Below are 19,864 nucleotides of genomic sequence, written 5' to 3'. Positions count from 1 at the left end.
TAGAGGAGTGGATTGGAATGGAACTGTCAGGCTTCAAAGTACTTGCGCTTGTCGACGAAGAATTCGAGGATTTGGAGATGTGGTATCCGGTGTACCGGCTGCGTGAAGCCGGCGCACAGGTGGATCTGGTCGGACCGAAGGGCGGAACTGTATATCACGGCAAATACGGCGTTCCGCTGACGACGGATTATTCGTTCGACGACGTGCAGTCCGCCGATTATATCGGATTGTATGTTCCCGGCGGCTGGGCGCCGGACAAATTGCGCCGTTACGCAAAAGTGCTGCAGCTCGTACAGGAATTTCACAACGACGAGAAGCCGATCGCTCAAATTTGCCATGCGGGCTGGGTATTGATATCGGCCAAAATATGCAAAGGCTATACGATGACTTCGACTCCGGGCATTAAGGATGACATCGAAAACGCCGGCGCGACATGGGTTGACGAAGAGGTTGTCGTGGACCGTAATATCGTCTCCGGACGGCGTCCGCCGGATTTGCCGGCCTTCACGAAAGCTTTTGTCGACGTGCTGGCGAGCAAAGCAGGAAAGCGGACAGTATGATGCGGGCAAAGCGATTGCTCCACTTTATTCCGGCCATCGTTGTGATGGCCTTTATTTTTTATGCGTCAAGTCGCACCGGGGACGATTTGAATACGCTGTTGCCCTTTTTCCATACGTTGTTTCCTCAAATGAGCAGCTTCGACTGGGGACATTTTATCGCTTATTTCGGCTTGGCTTTAAGTTTCTACTGGGCGCTCGGATCCTTGTCGACGACATGGAAGGGCAAGCTGCTCGTTATTGCCCTGTGTGTTGTATACGGGGTCACGGACGAGTATCATCAGACGTTCGTCGCCGGACGTTCGCCCGATGTCGCCGACCTGCGCAACGATGCGATCGGCGCGGCGCTCGCCATGCTGGCGACGACGATTCCCGCTTTCGAGCGCACGTACAAGAAGCTAAGATTGTAGCTTCGGTGCGGTAAAAAATACTATCTCTCTCGTTGAAGGAGTTAAACGAGGAAGGTCGAATATACATCTTACATACATAGTTAGGTCGTATAGTCGGCGAAGGAGAGGGTCGTGTTGCTGAAAGTTTGCAAGTGCGGTATAGAGATGGAAGTCAAGCTTAGGACGGTCATCTATTCCAATAAGGTTGAGATCGATAACGTGCCGATCTTTTCATGTTCATCCTGTAACCGCAGCGAGGTTCTCCCGGAAGTGAAGCCGGACTTGACCGGATTGATCGCAACGCTCGGCGTAGATCCAGAGCGCCAATCACTGTTGTTCAACGATATCAATGAAGTGTCGAACTTGATGTTCCGCGTATCGGAGAAGGATCAAGTCAATCAATCCATCAGTGCCATCATCGAGGAACGGGTGAACCAGCTTCTCGATATGCTTCTGCTTGCCGGGTCGATCGGCGATCAGCAATGGGCCGAAGAAATCCGCAATCGTTTGTCGCAAATCGCAAGCTATTCGACGTCCGGTTATCGGATGTAACATTATCAGCGCCCGAATGTTTACGGTTCCCCGTAAGGATAAGGGCGTTTCGTGTCACATCAATGAAGTTGGAATTTTGTCGGAATCCTGCCCACAGGTTGCGAAAAGGTCGAAATTATCGTATCATTGACGTAATATGGAATGGACGAAAAAAAATTTTTTGTTATTGGAGAGAAGAACGTGACGGTAACGATATATGATGTAGCACGAGAAGCTGGAGTATCGATGGCCACGGTTTCACGGGTCGTGAACAATAACCCGAATGTGAAGCCGCAGACGCGTAAAAAGGTATTTGAAGCGATCGAACGATTAGGATACCGTCCGAATGCGGTCGCCCGCGGATTGGCAAGCAAAAAAACAACGACTGTCGGCGTCGTCATTCCCGATATTTCGAATCCGATCTTTTCGGAGGTTGCCCGCGGTATCGAGGATATAGCGAATATGTACCACTATAATATTATTTTGTGTAACGCCGACAAGAAGAAGGATAAGGAAATCCGCGTCATCAACACCCTGCTTGAAAAACAAGTGGACGGGCTGTTGTTCATGGGCGGTGCCGTAACGGACGAGCATATTCAAGCTTTCCAAACCTCTTCCGTGCCGATCGTTTTGTGCGCGACTTCCGACGAGAGCGGTACGATTCCTTCGGTCGATATCGATCATCAGAAAGCGGCTTATGACGCCGTGGAAACGCTGATCAAGGAAGGACATCGCGATATCGCGATGATTAGCGGTACGCTGCAGGATCCGTCCAATGGATATGCCCGTTTCCACGGATACAAGAATGCATTGGAAGCAGCCGGCTTGAATTACGATGAAAATTACGTTCGGATCGGAAACTACCGGTATGAATCCGGTATCGATGCGATGAAATATTTCCTGGAATTGAAGAAACGACCTACGGCCGTGTTTGCCGCAACGGACGAAATGGCGATCGGCGCCATCCATTGCATTCAAGATGCTGGCTTAAAAGTGCCGCAAGACATTTCCGTGATTAGCGTGGACAACATTCGCATGGCTTCGATGGTACGTCCGCAGCTGACGACGGTCGCTCAGCCGATGTACGATATCGGCGCCGTATCGATGCGATTGCTGACGAAGCTGATGAAGAAGGAAACGGTAGAGAACACGCGTGTTGTATTGCCGCACGAAATCATAACGAGACTTTCCGTGGCTCATGCATAATGAGCCTTTTCTGTTGACTGATTGTGATGAACGAAAGTGAGGATGCCATTCGGATGAGCTATAACAAAATCGGATTAATCGGCGCAATGAACGAGGAAATCGAGCGCATATTGGAGCATATGGAGCAAGCGAACAAAACGGTGAAAGCCGGGATCGCATATTATGAAGGACAATTTGCCGGAAAGCGGGTCGTCCTGTGCAAATCCGGCGTCGGTAAAGTGAATGCGGCGGTTTGTACGCAAATTTTGATCGATCACTTCGGCGTGGATTCGATCCTATTCACCGGCGTAGCGGGGGCGGTAGACCCCGCGCTGGAGATCGGCGATATCGTCGTTTCATCGACTTGCCTGCAGCATGACGTGGACGTCACGGCGTTAGGCTTTGCTCGCGGCGTGATCCCGTTCCAGGACGTTTCGGAATACGCTGCGGACGGCAAGCTTGTCGAAGCGGCCTGCGGCGCAACGGAGAAGCTGTACGGCAAATTCGTCAAAGGCAAAGTATTGTCCGGCGACCAGTTCGTTGCCAGCCGCGAAGCCGTTAAATCGCTGTACGACGAGTTGTCGGGCGCTTGCACGGAGATGGAAGGCGCTTCCGTGGCGCAAGTATGCCATATGAACGGCACGCCGTTCGTTATCATCCGCTCCATGTCGGATAAAGCGGACGGTTCGGCCCATGTGAACTTTAACGAATTCACGGTACTTGCGGCTGATCGTTCGTATCGCATTATCGAAGAGATGCTGGGTCAGCTGTAAGATTCGGCTCACATCAACGATATGCTCATCATAGAAACGGACCCATCGCATCTAGCGCTGGGTCCGTCTTATGTTTAGGATATTACGGAATGTATTGCATGGCGATTTCCGTGGTTTGCGTATTTTTCTCCGTAATCGCTTCGCGACGGGGCATGGCCGGCCATACGGAGATGTCGTCCAGCCACGTCGTCGGCATCGGCACCGGCGCATTTCTTTGCCAGAACGCGTGCCATTCGGCCGGTAGCGGCAAAAGCGGGTCGCGGCGTATGGCTTCCATCAGCGGATGGTCCGACATTTCCAGCCAGAGCATGCTCCATGCCCGCGGGACGACCCGCCATATGTCGTATCCGCCGCCGCCGAGTGCAATCCAACGTCCGTTACAAACTTGGTGAGCCAAGTCATGAATGATGCGCGGCATCTCCGCATAAATATTCATGCTGCAATGAATATGGGACAACGGATCGAAGGCATGCGCATCGCAGCCATGCTGGCTGATGATCACGTCGGGTTTGAAGAAAGCGGTTACCCTTTCGATGGATGTACGAAAGTTGGCAAGCCACGATTCATCCTCCGTGTAAGGTTCCAGCGGAATGTTATAGCAATATCCGAACCCGGTGCCGTCGCCGCGTTCGTTAACGGCGCCGGTTCCGGGAAACAGATATTTGCCGGTTTCGTGTATCGAATACGTGCATACGTCCGGTTCGGTATAAAACGACCACTGCACGCCGTCGCCGTGATGGACATCCGTATCGATGTAAAGGACTTTGCCGCCATAGTGCTGTCTTATGTAAGCTATTGCGACAGAGGCGTCATTGTAAACGCAAAAGCCGGAGCCCCGGTTCGCCATCGCATGATGCAATCCGCCGCCCAAATGGAGCGCGTGGGGACGCTTGCCGGACATGACAAGCTCCGCCGCTTCGATCGAGCCGCCGACAATGGTGGACGTCGCTTCGTGCATACCGGGGAAAAATGGCGTGTCCTCCGTATGCAGACCGAACTTTTCGGCTTTTTCCTGCCATGACTCGTTAGGTACATCCACGCTTAACGCTTTCACCGCATCGATGTAAGATTGCCCGTGAATCCAGAGCAATTCGTCATCGGCCGCCTTGCGGGGGCGGTATATGTCATCCAGTGCAAGCGCCCCGGATTTGTGCAGCAAATCGATCGCCATCGTCACCCGCTGCTGATTGAACGGATGCTCGGAGTTAAAACGGTATTTCAACGTATCCTCGTGATATATAAATGCGGGTTTTGCGGACATTCCTTATCGAACCCCCTATTGGTACATCAGTACATAAACCGCTGGCGAAAACGAACGCGGTCGAATTTTTCCTCGGACGAAAGCGGGACCCGCTTGCCGATGCGCACCATCAGGCAATTGGCCGGATGAGAGCATATTTCCGGATCGTCCGTCGCATACCAGATCATGCCGACGGATTCCATGAGCTTTTCCATCATTTTGCGATACTCCCAGACGTTCAACCCGCTTCCTTCCAAATCCCAGTGCCAATAATATTCGGTCGTAAACACGATCAAATTTTCCATTTGGTCTTCCAGAAACGCCGTTTGGATCATCAGCTTGCCGAGTCCGACCCCGCGGTAGTCTTTGGCGACCTCGATTGCCCCGAGCTCGATTAAATCCGGCATATTGCCATCCGACCAGCTTTCCATTTCATCCGGGCAGTGAAAGGTGACATAACCGACGATCATTTCTCCGTGCCTCGCAACGATGATACGCCCCTCCGGCAGTCCGGCAATTTCGATTAGAGCTTCGTGCTGCTCGTGGGGACGGCGAAATGCGCGCAAATCGGCGTGCATCGTAAGCTTGCGCAGCTCCTCGCCGCTCACCGGTCCTTCAACGATCAACGTCTCGCCGCGAAACGGGACGCTTGTCGCATGATACAATTTGATGTATTCCACAACAGCAGCTCCTTTTCGTTATCTCTACTCACTTATAGCAAAAAAACGAATGTTTGAAAAGCGATAGGCGAATACGAAACGTTATGCTATAATAGTCATGCCATAAAATGTACATATTTTTTGGCATCGGGTTTCACCATATGAAACGCATGTCCCAACCCATATTGTTGTAAGCGTTAACTGAAAGCGGTATAAGAGTCAGGTATGCATTTATTTGTCAATAGGAGGAGATCAGAGATGGGCAACTTGCAAGGTGAAGTGGTAGCCGTAACGGCGGCCAACTCGAATTTGGGCAATTATGAAGAAACGTATGCGTCGTTTCGTTGGGAAGAGGTAGAAAAGGCGTTTTCCTGGCATGAAACGGGCAAAGTCAACATGGCGTACGAGGCGATCGACCGTCATGCCGCATCAGCGAAAAAAGATAAAATCGCGCTGTATTATAGCGACAATCAACGAGAAGAAAAATATACGTTTGAAGAGATGAGCAAGAAATCGAACCAATTCGCGAACGTGCTGCGAAACCACGGCGTGAAGAAGGGTGATCGCGTCTTTATCTTTATGCCGCGTACCCCGGAACTTTATTTCTGCTTGTTCGGCGCGCTCAAGATCGGCGCGGTTGTTGGCCCGCTGTTCGAAGCGTTCATGGAAACCGCGGTACGCGACCGTTTGCAGGATAGCGGCGCGATTGCGATCATTACGACGCCGGCCTTGAAGGAGCGGGTTCCCCGCGCGGATTTGCCAGAGCTGAAGCACGTCGTTCTTGTCGGCAACGATGTGGGTGCAGGTGAAGACGAAATCGATTATTATGCGGAAATGGCGCAAGCCTCGGATCAAGCCGAAATCGAATGGCTGGACCGCGAGGACGGGCTTATTCTTCATTACACCTCCGGTTCAACAGGTAAGCCGAAAGGCGTATATCATGTTCAAAATGCAATGATCCAACACTATTATACCGGCAAAATCGTACTTGATTTGCAAGAAAACGACGTGTACTGGTGTACGGGCGACCCAGGCTGGGTTACGGGTACTTCGTACGGCATTTTTGCGCCTTGGCTGAACGGCGCAACGAACGTCATTCGCGGCGGACGGTTCAATCCGCAAGACTGGTACAAAACAATCGAGAAGTATGGCGTTACCGTCTGGTACAGTGCGCCAACCGCGTTCCGCATGCTGATGAGCGCAGGCGACGAAATCGTGGCACAGTCCAATCTGTCCAGCCTCCGTCATGTACTCAGCGTAGGTGAGCCGCTTAATCCGGAAGTCGTCCGTTGGGGCCTGAAAGTGTACAAACAGCGTATTCACGACACGTGGTGGATGACGGAAACGGGCGCTCAGCTCATTTGCAATTATCCATGCATGCCGATCAAACCGGGATCGATGGGGCGTCCGATTCCAGGCGTACAAGCTGCTATTATCGATGACAGCGGCAATGTGCTCCCTCCATACCGCATGGGCAACCTGGCCGTTAAAACGCCATGGCCGTCGATGATGCGAAAAATTTGGAACAATCCGTCCAAATATGAAGAATATTTCCGCCTTCAAGGCTGGTATGTATCGGGAGATTCCGCTTATATGGATGAAGACGGTTATTTCTGGTTCCAAGGACGAGTTGACGATGTCATCAATACCGCCGGTGAGCGGGTAGGTCCTTTCGAGGTCGAAAGCAAGCTCGTCGAGCATCCGGCCGTTGCGGAAGCGGGCGTCATCGGCAAGCCGGATCCGATCCGGGGCGAAATCATTAAAGCGTTTATTTCCTTGCGTGAAGGGTTCGAGCCTTCCGAGGAGCTGAAAGCGGAGATCGCCAAGTTCGTCAAAGAAGGAATGTCCGCTCATGCGGCGCCAAGAGAGATCGAATTCAAAGACAAACTGCCGAAAACGCGCAGCGGCAAAATTATGCGCCGCGTGCTGAAGGCGTGGGAATTGAATTTGCCGACGGGAGACCTGTCCACAATCGAAGATTAATCCGAAATTGGTGTTGACGTTTCTCCGTGAATCTTGTAATATCGACTTTGTCAAGGATAATTGAATAAGCACGGACAATAACATGTTACCGAAAGGGCATTCGTTATTGAAGCTTTAACAAGCTTCTATAACGATGCCCTTTTTTTGTTGTTCATTCGTGCTTTCAGGAGGAGAGGGGGCCAAACAGCAAGCTCATAAAACAGCTAGATCTTGGGAATGATGACGAAAGATCAACAAAAAAGGGAGCGAGGTAATCAGAGATGAAGAAGTTGATCACTATGATTTCCGTATTCGTGCTTATTTTAACGTTGGCCGCAGGTTGCGCGGGCAAGAAGGAAGAGGCCAAGCCGGAAACAGGCACAACGACAGATACCGGCAAAGAAGGAAAGCTGACTGGCGACTTTGAAATTCAATATTTTGTAGGCGGTTACGGCGACAAATGGTGGAAGAAGGTTATTGCCGACTTTGCGGCGCTTCATCCCGATCTGAACATCAAAGAGAGCGCCGGCCCTAAAATCAACGATCAAATGAAGCCGCGGTGGATTCAAGGCAACCCGCCCGATTTTGTCTATATCGACGGTGCAGGCTCGAACATCCGCCAGATGGTAAAGGACAACCAGCTCGAGGATTTGACGGACTGGATCGGCTCGGCAACCAATATCGACGGCGATAAAATTTTGGATCTGCTTGCATCCGCACCCGAGAAATTCGACGGCGACAAAATTTATGGTGTTCCGCTCGTTTTGAACTCCTGGGGTATTTTTTACGACAAAGCGTTGTTTAAAGAAAAAGGCTGGGAAGTGCCTAAAGACTATCAGGCGTTCCTGAAAGTCAGCGAGCAAATTAAGGCAGCCGGCATCAATCCGTTTATCCACACCGGCATGTACCCGTATTACATTCACGGCGGTTTCTTGTTCCCGGCGATCGTATCCGCGAACAACAACGACTGGCACATCCTGCAGGACATTGCCGACTTGAAGGTCGAAGCGCTGGACAATCCGGCGATCAAGACCGCACTGGGCAAAATCGTCGAGATTCGCGATAAAGGCTTTATCGATCCGGGTGCGATCCAATTGAACCATACCGATTCGCAGTCGTTGTTCCTGCAGCACAAGGACGCCTTTATCGTCAACGGCTTGTGGCTGCCGAACGAGATGGCGAAAGACGTGCCTCCGACGTTCGATTTTGGCTTCATGCCATCGATAACGCAGGAACCGGGCGGCAAAATGGTAGCCAACACATCGGTTTCCAACGTTGCGATTGCCAAAAAAGCGAAGAACAAAGAAGCGGCAAAAGCTTTCCTGCAATTCATCTTCTCGAAAGCGCAAGCTTCGCAATGGGCGGAGCTGAGCGGTGCGCCATCCAACATTAAAGGCGACATCAGCTCGTCCAAAGCGCCGAACTATGTGAAGGACGCAGCTAATGCATTGTCCTCCGAAAATACGATCGTCGTTCCGAGCATTACACTGAACGCCGACGTGGAGAAAGTGATGATGGACTCCACCGACGCGGTGACAATCGGCAAAATTACGCCGGACGAATGGATCACGCGCGTCAAAGACGCGATCACGAAAGCGAAAAAATAACGTCGAAGTAGCGGATTTCAGCGGAGGGTGGGGATGCCCAACCCTCCGCAATTTACTGAGAAAGACGGTGAAGCTTGATGAGTTCAGGCGGGAGAATTAGAACGGCCCAATGGAAACGCAACATGTTTATCGCTACGTTTGTTGTTCCTACCTTCCTGTTCTTCTTGTTGTTTATGATTTACCCGGTGTTCAAGGGACTTTATTATTCGTTCTTTGACTGGTCCGGCGGCTCGGAAACGATGAATTTCGTTGGCTTTGACAATTTCAAGGAGCTGCTGAGCGATCCGATATTTTATACTTCGATCGGCAACGACTATTTCCTCGTGGTCGGCAAGGTCATCGGCATTATGATCCTGGCGACTTTCTTTGCTGTAGCGCTTACCCGGTTCGGGCTGCGCAGCGCCGGATTTTTCCGCTCGATCTTCTTTATCCCGAATATTATATCGGTCGTTATTATCGGGGTGTTGTGGAGATTTATCTATAACCCGGAGATCGGCTTCATTAACTCGATTCTGACCGTGCTCACCGGCGAAAAGGTGAATATCGCCTGGCTCGGCTTCCCCGTGCATACGATATGGACGTTTCTGCCGCCAACGATTTGGGCCGGTATCGGCTTCTATATGATTCTAATGATCGCGGCAATCTTGAATATACCGGAGTCGCTGTACGAAGCGGCGAACATCGACGGCGCGACGCAATGGACGCAGCTGTGGCGAATTACGATACCGCTTATTTGGGAGCAGATGAAAATTTCGATCCTGTCGATCGTCATGACGACGCTGAACGGTTCGTTCGTCATCGTGTCCTTGATGACCGAAGGCGGGCCGGACAATACGACACACGTCATGGGCTCGTACTTGTACCAAATCGGGTTTAGGCAATATCATTTCAGCTACGGCGCAACGATCGGCGTCATGATTCTCATTTTGACACTCATCACGACGCTTGTATTGCAGCGGATTATGCGGCGCGATACGGTAGAATTGTCCTAGGGGGAACAAGAGATGAAACAGAAAATAAACAATCCGCTGCTTCGCATTTTGTTTTGGGCGGTCCTCCTCATCTGGTCGGTGCTCGTCATTTATCCGATCGTGTTCAGCATATTCGACTCGCTCAAGAATAACGATCAGTTTATGCGCGGGATGCCTTGGGACCTGCCGAAAACGCCGCTGCTCTGGGAAAATTTCTCTTACGTTTGGCAAAAGTACAACTTCGGCAAATATTTCGTCAACTCTCTGATCGTGACGATTGGCAGTACGTTTCTTGCGCTCATCCTGTCGGCGACAACCGCTTACGTGCTGGGCAGATACAAATTCAAGGGGAGCAACTTCCTTTATCTGACGTACATCTCGGCGATGATGATTCCGCTTGTGCTGGCGTTGATCCCGTTATTTTTCCTGTTGAACGATCTGAATTTGATCAATAACAAATGGGGTTTGATTTTCGTATATACGGCAAGTATTTTGCCTTTTGGCATCTTCGTGCTCGTCGGCTTCTACAAGGCGCTGCCCAAAGACCTTGAAGAAGCGGCCGTCATCGACGGAGCGTCGCATTACGGCACGTTTTTTCGCGTCATGCTGCCTTTATCCCAGCCAGGGCTCATAACCGTTTCGATTTCGAACGTACTCAATATTTGGAACGAATATATTATGGCGGTCGTTTTGACGAACGATCCCGATCAATATACGCTTCCTGTCGGCATTGCCGTCATGCAAGCGGAGATGCAATACCGTACGGAGTGGGGACCGCTGTTTGCGGGTCTGCTCATTTCGATGATTCCCGTATTGATTTTTTACTTCATCTTCCAGCGGCAAATCGCAGGAGGCATCACCGCCGGCGCCGTCAAATAACTCTTTACGTGCGTCCGGTCTTCGATTACTATTCAAGTAATGTTGAATAAAAGCGGGTGGGTCCCATTAATGTGCTGCACTATTTACAGAAAATAGGTCGCTCTCTCATGATTCCGATCGCCGTTTTGCCTGCCGCTTCCATATTGAAGCGAGTGGGCGAAGCGCATTCCGACAACCCGGTTATGCAGCTGATCGTAAACGTATGCAAAGCGGGCGGGGGAGCCATATTCGATAATTTGCCGATAATGTTTGCCATAGGTATCGCGATCGGATTGACGGCGGGGCAAGGGGTAGCTGCGCTCGCCGCAACCGTCGGGTACCTTGTTTTCGTTAAAGTGCTGAACAACTTCGACACGCTCTCCGCAGACGGTCATATTGAGCATTTGGATACAGGGGTTTTGGGCGGAATATTATGCGGGATGATCACCGCTTTCTTATACGAGAAATATAAAGACATCAAGCTGCCGATGGCGATCGGTTTTTTTGGCGGGAGACGATTCGTCCCAATCATTACCTCTATTACGATGGTAGTATTTGGTGTTATAATGGGAATGATATGGCTTCCCGTCCAGGAAGCGATTCGCGCTTTCGGACTATGGATCGTTTCGGCCGGAGGCATTGGGGTCGGCATTTATGGTCTAACAAACAGGCTGCTTATCCCGACTGGGCTGCACCACATCATTAACAATATCGCTTGGCTGCAGATCGGAGAATTTACGTCGGAGACCGGGCAAATCGTTCACGGCGATCTGGCGCGTTATTATGCCGGAGATCCGCAGGCGGGCATGTTCATGACGGGATTTTACCCTGTCATGATGTTCGGATTGCCCGGCGCCGCACTGGCCATGGTCCGTACGGCTTATTCCCATCGCAAAGCGATCATCCTCTCGGTGCTGCTGTCCGGCGGCCTTACCAGTTTTCTGACGGGGATTACGGAACCGCTCGAATTCGCCTTTATGTTCGCGGCTCCGTTGTTATATGTCGTCCATGCCGTATTAACCGGCTTGTCCATGGCGCTCATGTACTATTTGGACGTGAGGCTGGGCTTCGGTTTTTCGGCCGGATTCTTTGATTTGCTGCTCACATGGCATTGGTCGGAACGTCCGTGGATGATGCTGGCGTTAGGTCCGGTTTATTTTGCCGTATATTATTTTGTGTTCTACGGATTGATCCGTTCGATGAAGCTAAGAACGCCGGGGCGCGAAGAGGAAGCGGGCAAGGCCCCCGGGCCTGTCGCTGCTCCGAAACCTAAGGAGCTTGATCGCGCCGGCCTTATTCTAGAGTCAATTGGCGGCGCTTCCAATATCGTAACGATCGATGCGTGCATCACGCGCCTTAGGCTGCTTGTTCGAGATGAAACCGTTATTAACGAGGCGGAGCTGAAGAGATTAGGGGCCGTAGGCACGATGCGTATCGGCAAAGGCAACGTTCACGTTGTCTTCGGGACCGATTCGGAATTGATCAAGGAATCGATTAAAAAGATGCTGCCGAACTAAAACGGCGCGGTGCGGGGGGTTGTATGATCGAACGAAAAATCATCCACGTGCTATCACATAACGTCGTTATGGCGAAGCTTTCGACCGGCAAAAACTCCATTGTATTCGGCAAAGGCATCGGTTTTCAGAAAAAAACCGGCATGCCGGTTAACGAGGCGGATATCACGCAAGAGTTTTTGCTGCATACCTCGGAAGTGCTCGAGCATTACGAGCAGATTTTGAATGCGGTCGATTTTAAAATCATCGGCATCGTCGAAGAAGTGATCGCTTTCGCACAAGCGCATCTGGAAGGGGAATTTTCCGATACGATCCATTCCGCGCTTGTCGATCATATTAACTTTGCGATCGAACGGTGCAAGCGGGGAATTTGTATCAACAACCCGTTTGCGTTCGAAATCCAGCATTTGTACAAAAAAGATTACGAAGTGGCCGAGCTAGCCGTCGCTTTCCTGAACAGCCATCTGGACGACGTGAAGCTCCCGGAGGATGAAATTGCATTCCTGGCCATGCATTTTCACGGGTCGAGGAACAAATCGAAGGGCTCGGAATCGCTCGCCGAGGTGCGTCTCGTGTCGAAGATCATAGAGGAAGCAAGAGCGGTCGGTTATTTGTTCGACAATTCGTTTTCTACCTTAAGGTTTATTAGCCACCTGAAGGCGTTGATCGATCGGATCAAACAAAGAAAAACGATCGTGAATCCGCTTCTGGGCAAGATCCAGGAAGAGTATGCCGAAACGTATCAGCGGGCCGTCATACTGGGCATCATACTGGCAGATTCGCTGCGGGCGCCGGTGCCGGACGACGAAATCGGCTTTCTGGCGATGCATCTCGAACGGATGCAGCAGCGCAACACGATTGACTAACGCGGCTTTATCGATTACACTGTGCCATAGCTCCCGATTTCCGTACATAACCATGAAGCGGAGTCGGGATTTTTGCATTTATTGTAATCTAATCGTTGAATGGAGGAGCTTATGAGAACCATTCTTGTCGTGGACGACGATAAAGAAATCGCTAACCTCATTTCGCTGTACTTGGAAAACGAAGGATACCATACGATCAAGCGTCAGAACGGCCGGGAAGCGCTTGAACTGCTGTCCGATACGGAAGTGGATCTGATCGTGCTGGATATTATGATGCCCGAGGTGGATGGGCTGGAAGTGTGCCGGAAGGTTCGGGAGACGAAGACGATCCCGATTCTGATGCTAAGCGCCAAGGCGGAGGATATGGACAAGGTGCTTGGGCTCATGACCGGCGCGGACGACTATTTGATCAAGCCGTTTAACCCGCTGGAGCTTATCGCCCGGGTGAAGTCGCTGCTGCGCCGCTCGTTCCAATACAATGCCGATTCGAAATCGCAGGCGGGCGAGACGATCAAGATCCACTCCGTCGAGATCAACCGCACCGCGCATACGGTGACGGTAGACGGCCGAGCGATTACGTTGACGTCGCGGGAGTTCGATATTTTATTTTTGCTGGCGGACAACCCCGGCCGCGTGTTCGGTGCCGAAGAAATCTTCCAGCTGGTCTGGAAGGAGAAATATTTTGCCTCGAACAATACGGTCATGGTGCACATATGCAACCTGCGCGACAAGCTGGAGAAGGAGCTGGGATACAAACTGATCCAGACGGTGTGGGGGGTCGGCTACAAAATTGAGGTTTAATCCGTTCAGTATACGCTGGAAAGTGATCATGCTGTTCTTTCTCAGCTTATTCCTGTCCATTTGTACCGTTATCGTTCTTTATCTTCTCGTCGATCAATTAATCGTGCCGTATTTTCCCGAGCTGCGGCCATTGTTTTTCACCTTGTACCAGAAAGTCGGCCTGGCCGCCATATTTTCCATTACCGGCATCGTTTGTTTCGTCATTTACGTCGTTCTGCTGAGCTGGAATACGGTCGCTTACATGGGACAAATTACGAAGGCGGTGCAGCAGTTGTCCCGCGGCAGCTTCGATGTCGCCATTCCGGTGCGCACGATGGACGAAATCGGAGATCTCGCCGAAAATATTAACCGGATGTCGCGGCAGCTGAAATCGTCCATCATGGAAGAACGAATCGCCGTTCAAACGAAAAATGAGCTCATTACGAACGTTTCCCACGATTTGCGAACGCCGCTAACGTCCATTATCGGGTATTTGCGCTTGATCGAAGAGGATCGCTATAAGGATGAGGTCGAGCTGAGGCACTACGTAAACGTCGCTTATGAGAAATCAAGAAGGCTCGGCCGGATGGTAGAAGATTTATTCGAGTTTACACGGGTCAGCCTTGGCGACGTCAAGCTAGTGCAGATGGACATCAACCTGGTCGAGCTGCTCGGCCAGCTGTCGGTGGAATATTCCGTGCAGATGCAGGATGTCCAGATGGAGATCGAAACGAAATTTTCCGAGGACAAAATTATCGTCAGAGGCGATGGGGACAAGCTCATGCGCGTGTTCGAAAACTTGCTGTCGAATGCGATCAAATACGGCAAAATCGGCAAGCGAATCGATGTGTCGGTTCGCAAGGAGCTCCGCGAAGCGGTCGTCCGAATCGTCAATTACGGCACGCCGATTCCGGCGATGGATCTGCCTTTTATATTCGACCGATTGTATCGCGTCGATAAGTCGCGTTCGGATGAAACGGGCGGCACCGGGCTTGGACTCGCCATAGCGAAGAGCATCATCGAATTGCATAACGGCACCATTTCGGTGACAAGCGACGTGAATGAGACCGTTTTTGAAGTCAGATTGCCGCTTGTTTAACCATTTGGTCCAGTTGAACCGTTTCGCATTTTGCGAAGCGGTTTTTTCGTTTCAGTCCCTATGAAGGGAGCGGATCCGCATATTCTTAGACAGCTTTAATAGTTCTTAATGAATTCTTAAAGATTGCTTACTCGGTACTTAAATATTGGGGGGTAGAATGGGATGTATAGGTGATGAACGATGAATGATAGGAGCCCCGTGCGATGAAAAAACGATTGAATCAGCTTGTATTGTTATGCGGACTGTTTGGCGTAATATGGGTCGTTACCCACTGGAACGGCCTTCAGCTGCGCTTGTCTTCGTTGTGGCAGCAAGTATATGCGGACTCCGTGCTACCGATCCCCGGAGCGGGAATTCAAGGAGAAGCGGCCGTCTTGATGGACCGAGATACGGGTGAAATCCTTATTAACAAAAATGAACACAAGCGGATGTATCCCGCCAGTACGACGAAAATATTGACGGCATTGATCGCGCTGGAGAAAGGCAATCCCGACGATAAGATTACCGTGGGCGACGAAGCCCGCATGCGCACGAGCGACGAAAGCTCGGCCGGGCTGATCGAAGGCCAGACGCTGCGGCTGAGGGACCTGCTGGCCGCGATGATGCTTCCATCCGGGAACGATGCCGCTAGAACGATCGCGATATACGTCGCCCGCTTGGATAAAGGGAACGAGCTATCGGCAGAGGACGGCATTCGATATTTTGCCGAGTTGATGAACGAGCGGGCCCGGCAGATCGGCGCGAACGATTCGCACTTCGTCAACCCGCACGGCTTGCATGATCGCGATCATTATACGACGGCCTACGATATGGCATTGATCGCCCGAGAAGCGATGGGCAACAATGCGTTCCGGCAAATCGTCAAGCAGCCGAAGCATCGTACCGTCACGGTTCAGTCGGCATGGACCTATTGGAACCGGAACAAGCTGCTTCAACAAGGCAACGAATATTATTACGAAGGCGCGAACGGTATCAAAACCGGGTTTACAAACGAAGCGGGCTACTGTCTCGTCGCCTCGGCCAACAAAGGCGGCAAAAATTTGATCAGCATCGTGCTGCACTCGACCGAATCGGATGTATGGCTCGATTCGCGCAAGCTCTTCGACCTCGGTTTTGATCAATTGTCCATGACCGCGTCGCAGGAAACGGCGGAGAAGAAAGGAGCGTAAGACGGAATGTTATCAAGCGGCATTCGAAAGGAATGGGAGCGAAAAGCGGCGGTTCTGAAGCGATATGAGCTCCACTGTTATCAAATTTGCTATTATTTGCTTCAAAGCGAGGCCAAGGCGCTGCAAGCGGCGCTAGCCAGCATCGATCATTTGATCCGCGATGCGGCGTTCTTCTGCAAGCCTGATCCCGATAAGCTGGAAATCGTCCGCAAGACGGCGATACGGTATTCATTAAATTACAGCCTCTAGGCTTCCATATATAATGCATAAACGCAAAACAGCAATATAAGCAAAACAGCAATATAAGCAAAAACAGCCTCCGCCAGTGTTTCTCGTGCGGGGGCTGTTTTGCTTCGTATAACTTTAAGTGTAGAGACAAAAGCCGCGGCAAGCATACCTAGGTACGCTTGCCGCGGCTTATTCGCTATTGCTGTTCTTGGAAATGGACGGCTGCCGAAGGCGGGGACTCGCCGACGCCGTTCAGCGCGGTAACCCGGTACCAGCCGGTTAATGTTAGTGAAATGTACTCGAATGCGTTTGTTTTCACGATATCTATTTTTTTGTATTCGCCGTTTTCCGCATCGCTGTAATAGACGGTATAGCTCGTTACGCCCTCGCTTTGCGGATTTGCGTTCCAGACGAGTTTTAAGCCGAGATCGCGGCTGGATACGCTTAGCTGGGTCGGGCTCGAAGGCAATATCGTTTGTCCGTTCCCTTGCCCGTCATTCGAGCCCCCCTCGCCGGCAGGCGGAGTTTGGCCGTCTCCGCCAGGGAGCGTTCCCGGATCGGTCGGAACGGTGCCGCCCGTACCGTCCGTGCTGATCGACGCCGACGGCGCAGATTCGTTCCCTGCGACGTCAACTGCCGTAACGTAATAGCTATAGCTGTTCGTTGTCGAAATGTAATTCACGAACTTGAGCTCATCCCCGGCTAATACAGAACCGCTTTCCTTGGTATAGGCACCGCCGTTCACGGAGCGGTACATCCGGTAGCCGACGACGTCCGGGCTGGTACTTGCCCCGAATATGATGCGTACTGCGCTGCCGACAGGCTCGATCTTGAGCGAAGCAGGCGGCGCCGGTTTGGCACCATCGTCGGTTCTAGGGTCGTTTTGCGTCGGCGCATCCATCTTGGCGTCCGGCGGAATGTATCGCTCAAGCGCCTTGATGTCCTTCGACGACATTTTTTGCTGTGCGGCTTTAATCTCCTCGAGAACTTCCTGAATTGGACGCTTGCGCTTGATCATGATTTGCTGTTTCACCATGTCCGCCGGGGTAGATGGGTTCGGAATGTAGTTAACCCCGTTATAGGTGACGTAGCTAGCATTCACCAATGCGTCGTCTTCCTCTTTCGGAATATATTTTTTATTGAAAATATCGGTGACGAGGCTTCCCGTTTGTTTCGTTAATTCGCTCGGCAGCTTGCCGGAAACGCTGGAAACGGTCATGCTGACGATGTCGCTCGGCTTCTCGAACTCTTTCGTCGCGAACAGCTCCGGTTTTTTCTCGATCGCCGCGTCCATCACTTGAGCCCAGATGCTCTTGGCATGATCGCGGCTCGGTTTCGACAACGTGTTGACCGGCTTCTCGTAACCCGTCCATACGCCAAGCGTCACATCCGGCGTGAAACCGACGAACCAGACGTCGCCGTAATTTTGCGTCGTACCGGTTTTGCCTGCGATCGGCACGCTCTTGTAATGCTTGAACTGCGATTTCAGCTTCGCGGCCGTGCCTCCCGTTCCGGCAATAACGGTACGCAGCATGTCGGTCATCAGGTAAGCCGTTTGCTCGGAATATACCGTTTCCGGCTGCTGATCATGCTTGTATATAATTTTGCCTTCGGAATCCTCGATCCGATCGATCATGTAGGAGTCCTTGAACACCCCTTTGTTCGGAATCGTCGAGTACGCGTTCGTCAATTCCTCGACCGATGTACCCAAGCTTAAACCGCCGATGACGCCGGTCTGGGCATATTCGTCCTGCTTCTGAATCGAGGTGATGCCGAGCTTGCGGACAAAGCTCCATGCTTCGGCGATGCCGACATCATAGTTGAACAGCTTCAGCGCCGGCAAGTTCAAGGAACGATTTAACGCTTCGCGAGCGGTGACGAGACCTTTGTAATCGTTCGTCGAGTTTTTCGGAATATGGAACCCTTTGCCGCCGTCTTTCAGTACGATCGGCGCATCGTCCACGGTCGTTCCCGGCTGGACGAGGCCTTTCTCCAGCGCCGGCAAATACGCGGCGAGCGGTTTCATCGCAGACCCCGGCTGGCGAAGCATTTGCGTCGCATAGTTCATTTGCTCGATATTGAAGTCGCGTCCTTCGATCATGCCAAGAATGGCGCCGGTCCGGTTGTCGATCATGACCGCGGCCGTTTGCTCAACGCCTTTCACTTTGTCGTCCTTGGCGAAGTTATCCGCATTGCCGGACACCGCATGCATCGAATCGTAGATCGTTTTGTCGATCGTCGTATGGATTTTGTAGCCGGCGCGCAGCAGGTGCTCCCGCGCGTCCTGAATCGCATCGCTGTATTCTTTCTTCCGCATGTCGGCGGGCGTCAGCTTCGGATCCTGCTGCATCAGCAGCACTTCCGCGGCTTGGCGCTCGGCTTCGAGCATGAGATAAGGATAAGTATTGTATGCTTTTTTGTTCGGTTTGGCGAGCGAGCTCTTCATATCGAATTTGAGCGCTTCGTCGTATTGCTGCTGCGTAATTTTTTGCTCCTGCAGCATACGCTTGAGCACGAGGCTTTGCCGTTCCAGCGCGCGCTTGAAGCCTTTTTCCTCGAATTCGCCTTTGCCGTTAAAAGCGGAATAACGCGACGGCAGCTGCGGCAAGCCCGCCAAATAGGCGGCTTGCGCGACATTTAATTTATTGAGATCATCGATGTTGAAAATCCCTTTGGCTGCCGCTTTGATGCCATATAAATTGTAGCCAGTCGAACCGTTGCCGAACGGAACCTTGTTCAGATATGCGGTAAAAATCTGATTCTTCGACATGTAACGCTCAAGCCGCAGCGACAGGAAGATTTCCTTGACCTTCCGGCTGTCTGTCTTGTCCAGATTAAGGAAGACGCGCCGTACAAGCTGCTGCGTCAGCGTGCTTCCCCCGGTTTGCACCGTTTCGTTCAGAAGCTTTTGCTTGACTGCGCGAAGCAAAGCATTCATGTCGACGCCGGGATGCTCGTTGAAATTGTTGTCCTCGATCGCGAGAACGGCATTTTTCACAAGATCGGGAATTTCTTCCCATTGAATGAGCCGGCGGTCTTCCTCCGTACGAAGCTGCCCGATCTGCGTCCCGTCGTTGAAATAAACGAAGCCGGTTATTGAGTTTTCCGCCATTTTGGCTTCGATCTCGGCCCGTGTGCGGATCGGCTCGTCTTTCACGAAGGATGCTACGTAGCCGGCGACGGCGCCTCCGGCGAAAATTCCAACGATAATGCCAAGTATAAATAGCCATTTGATTGTTTTTAAGGTGACAAGACCTATTGTTTTCCAAACTCCGCGTTGCTTGGAAGGTGGCGCGTTTTTCTCGTTTGGTTGTTCTTCATTCATTTCGTGTCCTCCGATATGACGATAATTGCGGCACAAACAGGTTCATTATACCATATCGTTTGACTTTTCGCTTGCGGTTGTGTTATAAAATACGTAATCTCATATCGCGAACAGCGTTGAAAGGCCGCAGTAGAACGGAAGGCACAGCTTC

18 protein-coding genes and 1 other annotated feature (1 of these 19 cut by a window edge) are annotated in these 19,864 nt (G+C 51.6%); of the genes, 15 read left to right on the top strand and 3 right to left on the bottom strand.

The annotated features are described in order from the left end of the window. Positions 1-17 precede the first annotated feature (17 nt). The 5 genes from AC0LWM_RS08200 (at position 18) to AC0LWM_RS08180 (ending at position 3,435) form a co-directional block, all read left to right on the top strand. A complete protein-coding gene (locus AC0LWM_RS08200; protein ID WP_474674420.1) occupies positions 18-560 on the top strand; it encodes a type 1 glutamine amidotransferase domain-containing protein in 543 nt (180 codons plus the stop codon). Further along, complete coding sequence (locus AC0LWM_RS08195) at positions 557-967, top strand: VanZ family protein (protein ID WP_474674419.1); 411 nt, start codon at positions 557-559, stop codon at positions 965-967. The genes AC0LWM_RS08200 and AC0LWM_RS08195 overlap by 4 nt, the downstream gene beginning before the upstream one ends. Positions 968-1,078: 111 nt before the next feature. Continuing rightward, positions 1,079-1,498: a hypothetical protein gene (locus AC0LWM_RS08190; protein ID WP_474674418.1), complete on the top strand. Its 420-nt coding sequence runs from the start codon at positions 1,079-1,081 to the stop codon at positions 1,496-1,498. 180 nt (positions 1,499-1,678) lie between these two features. Further along, positions 1,679-2,683, top strand: coding sequence for a catabolite control protein A (gene ccpA / locus AC0LWM_RS08185; RefSeq protein ID WP_474674417.1), 1,005 nt, complete (start codon positions 1,679-1,681; stop codon positions 2,681-2,683). Between the two features lie 53 nt (positions 2,684-2,736). Further along, positions 2,737-3,435, top strand: coding sequence for a 5'-methylthioadenosine/adenosylhomocysteine nucleosidase (locus AC0LWM_RS08180; RefSeq protein WP_474674416.1), 699 nt, complete (start codon positions 2,737-2,739; stop codon positions 3,433-3,435). An 82-nt stretch (positions 3,436-3,517) separates the two neighbouring features. Here AC0LWM_RS08180 and AC0LWM_RS08175 read toward each other — a convergent pair whose 3' ends face one another. Together AC0LWM_RS08175 and AC0LWM_RS08170 are read right to left on the bottom strand one after the other, a co-directional pair. Beyond that, entirely contained in the window at positions 3,518-4,696 is a 1,179-nt protein-coding gene (locus AC0LWM_RS08175; RefSeq protein ID WP_474674415.1) for an acetoin utilization protein AcuC, read from the bottom strand. A 26-nt stretch (positions 4,697-4,722) separates the two neighbouring features. Further along, positions 4,723-5,355: a GNAT family N-acetyltransferase gene (locus AC0LWM_RS08170; protein WP_474674414.1), complete on the bottom strand. Its 633-nt coding sequence runs from the start codon at positions 5,353-5,355 to the stop codon at positions 4,723-4,725. Positions 5,356-5,592: 237 nt separating this feature from the next. Here AC0LWM_RS08170 and acsA point away from each other — a divergent pair, with 237 nt between their 5' ends. From acsA to AC0LWM_RS08120, 10 genes are all read left to right on the top strand, one after another. After that, positions 5,593-7,317: an acetate--CoA ligase gene (gene acsA / locus AC0LWM_RS08165; RefSeq protein ID WP_474674413.1), complete on the top strand. Its 1,725-nt coding sequence runs from the start codon at positions 5,593-5,595 to the stop codon at positions 7,315-7,317. A 260-nt stretch (positions 7,318-7,577) separates the two neighbouring features. Beyond that, on the top strand, positions 7,578-8,903 hold the full coding sequence (locus tag AC0LWM_RS08160; protein ID WP_474674412.1) for an ABC transporter substrate-binding protein: 1,326 nt from the start codon (positions 7,578-7,580) through the stop codon (positions 8,901-8,903). A 77-nt stretch (positions 8,904-8,980) separates the two neighbouring features. After that, the gene (locus tag AC0LWM_RS08155) at positions 8,981-9,895 is read left to right on the top strand and encodes a carbohydrate ABC transporter permease (protein WP_474674411.1); all 915 of its coding nucleotides are present in this window, start codon (positions 8,981-8,983) and stop codon (positions 9,893-9,895) included. A 12-nt stretch (positions 9,896-9,907) separates the two neighbouring features. Beyond that, a complete protein-coding gene (locus tag AC0LWM_RS08150; protein ID WP_474674410.1) occupies positions 9,908-10,753 on the top strand; it encodes a carbohydrate ABC transporter permease in 846 nt (281 codons plus the stop codon). 71 nt (positions 10,754-10,824) lie between these two features. Then, positions 10,825-12,249, top strand: coding sequence for a PTS transporter subunit EIIC (locus tag AC0LWM_RS08145; protein WP_474674409.1), 1,425 nt, complete (start codon positions 10,825-10,827; stop codon positions 12,247-12,249). 23 nt (positions 12,250-12,272) lie between these two features. Next, a complete protein-coding gene (locus tag AC0LWM_RS08140; protein ID WP_474674408.1) occupies positions 12,273-13,112 on the top strand; it encodes a PRD domain-containing protein in 840 nt (279 codons plus the stop codon). 111 nt (positions 13,113-13,223) lie between these two features. After that, complete coding sequence (locus AC0LWM_RS08135) at positions 13,224-13,913, top strand: response regulator transcription factor (protein ID WP_474674407.1); 690 nt, start codon at positions 13,224-13,226, stop codon at positions 13,911-13,913. Then, positions 13,903-14,991, top strand: a complete 1,089-nt coding sequence (locus AC0LWM_RS08130) for a sensor histidine kinase (RefSeq protein WP_474674406.1) — start codon at positions 13,903-13,905, stop codon at positions 14,989-14,991. The genes AC0LWM_RS08135 and AC0LWM_RS08130 overlap by 11 nt, the downstream gene beginning before the upstream one ends. A gap of 203 nt (positions 14,992-15,194) precedes the next feature. Continuing rightward, a complete protein-coding gene (locus tag AC0LWM_RS08125; protein WP_474674405.1) occupies positions 15,195-16,160 on the top strand; it encodes a D-alanyl-D-alanine carboxypeptidase family protein in 966 nt (321 codons plus the stop codon). A gap of 6 nt (positions 16,161-16,166) precedes the next feature. Next, a complete protein-coding gene (locus tag AC0LWM_RS08120) occupies positions 16,167-16,409 on the top strand; it encodes a hypothetical protein (protein WP_474674404.1) in 243 nt (80 codons plus the stop codon). A gap of 175 nt (positions 16,410-16,584) precedes the next feature. On the opposite strand, the gene AC0LWM_RS08115 is transcribed toward AC0LWM_RS08120, so the two are convergent. Then, the gene (locus AC0LWM_RS08115; protein WP_474674403.1) at positions 16,585-19,713 is read right to left on the bottom strand and encodes a transglycosylase domain-containing protein; all 3,129 of its coding nucleotides are present in this window, start codon (positions 19,711-19,713) and stop codon (positions 16,585-16,587) included. A 107-nt stretch (positions 19,714-19,820) separates the two neighbouring features. Beyond that, positions 19,821-19,864: a binding site (T-box leader), on the top strand; it runs 220 nt beyond the window's last position.

It is taken from the genome of Paenibacillus sp. sgz302148 (genome assembly GCF_056120465.1).
This window is presented reverse-complemented; position numbering and strand designations above follow the sequence as displayed.

Coding starts and splice junctions, on each gene's coding strand:
- AC0LWM_RS08200 (WP_474674420.1), top strand. CDS start 18: ATGGAACTGTCAGGCTTCAAAGTACTTGCGCTTGTCGACGAAGAATTC.
- AC0LWM_RS08195 (WP_474674419.1), top strand. CDS start 557: ATGATGCGGGCAAAGCGATTGCTCCACTTTATTCCGGCCATCGTTGTG.
- AC0LWM_RS08180 (WP_474674416.1), top strand. CDS start 2,737: ATGAGCTATAACAAAATCGGATTAATCGGCGCAATGAACGAGGAAATC.
- AC0LWM_RS08175 (WP_474674415.1), bottom strand. CDS start 4,696: ATGTCCGCAAAACCCGCATTTATATATCACGAGGATACGTTGAAATAC.
- acsA (WP_474674413.1), top strand. CDS start 5,593: ATGGGCAACTTGCAAGGTGAAGTGGTAGCCGTAACGGCGGCCAACTCG.
- AC0LWM_RS08160 (WP_474674412.1), top strand. CDS start 7,578: ATGAAGAAGTTGATCACTATGATTTCCGTATTCGTGCTTATTTTAACG.
- AC0LWM_RS08155 (WP_474674411.1), top strand. CDS start 8,981: ATGAGTTCAGGCGGGAGAATTAGAACGGCCCAATGGAAACGCAACATG.
- AC0LWM_RS08150 (WP_474674410.1), top strand. CDS start 9,908: ATGAAACAGAAAATAAACAATCCGCTGCTTCGCATTTTGTTTTGGGCG.
- AC0LWM_RS08140 (WP_474674408.1), top strand. CDS start 12,273: ATGATCGAACGAAAAATCATCCACGTGCTATCACATAACGTCGTTATG.
- AC0LWM_RS08135 (WP_474674407.1), top strand. CDS start 13,224: ATGAGAACCATTCTTGTCGTGGACGACGATAAAGAAATCGCTAACCTC.
- AC0LWM_RS08125 (WP_474674405.1), top strand. CDS start 15,195: ATGAAAAAACGATTGAATCAGCTTGTATTGTTATGCGGACTGTTTGGC.
- AC0LWM_RS08120 (WP_474674404.1), top strand. CDS start 16,167: ATGTTATCAAGCGGCATTCGAAAGGAATGGGAGCGAAAAGCGGCGGTT.
- AC0LWM_RS08115 (WP_474674403.1), bottom strand. CDS start 19,713: ATGAATGAAGAACAACCAAACGAGAAAAACGCGCCACCTTCCAAGCAA.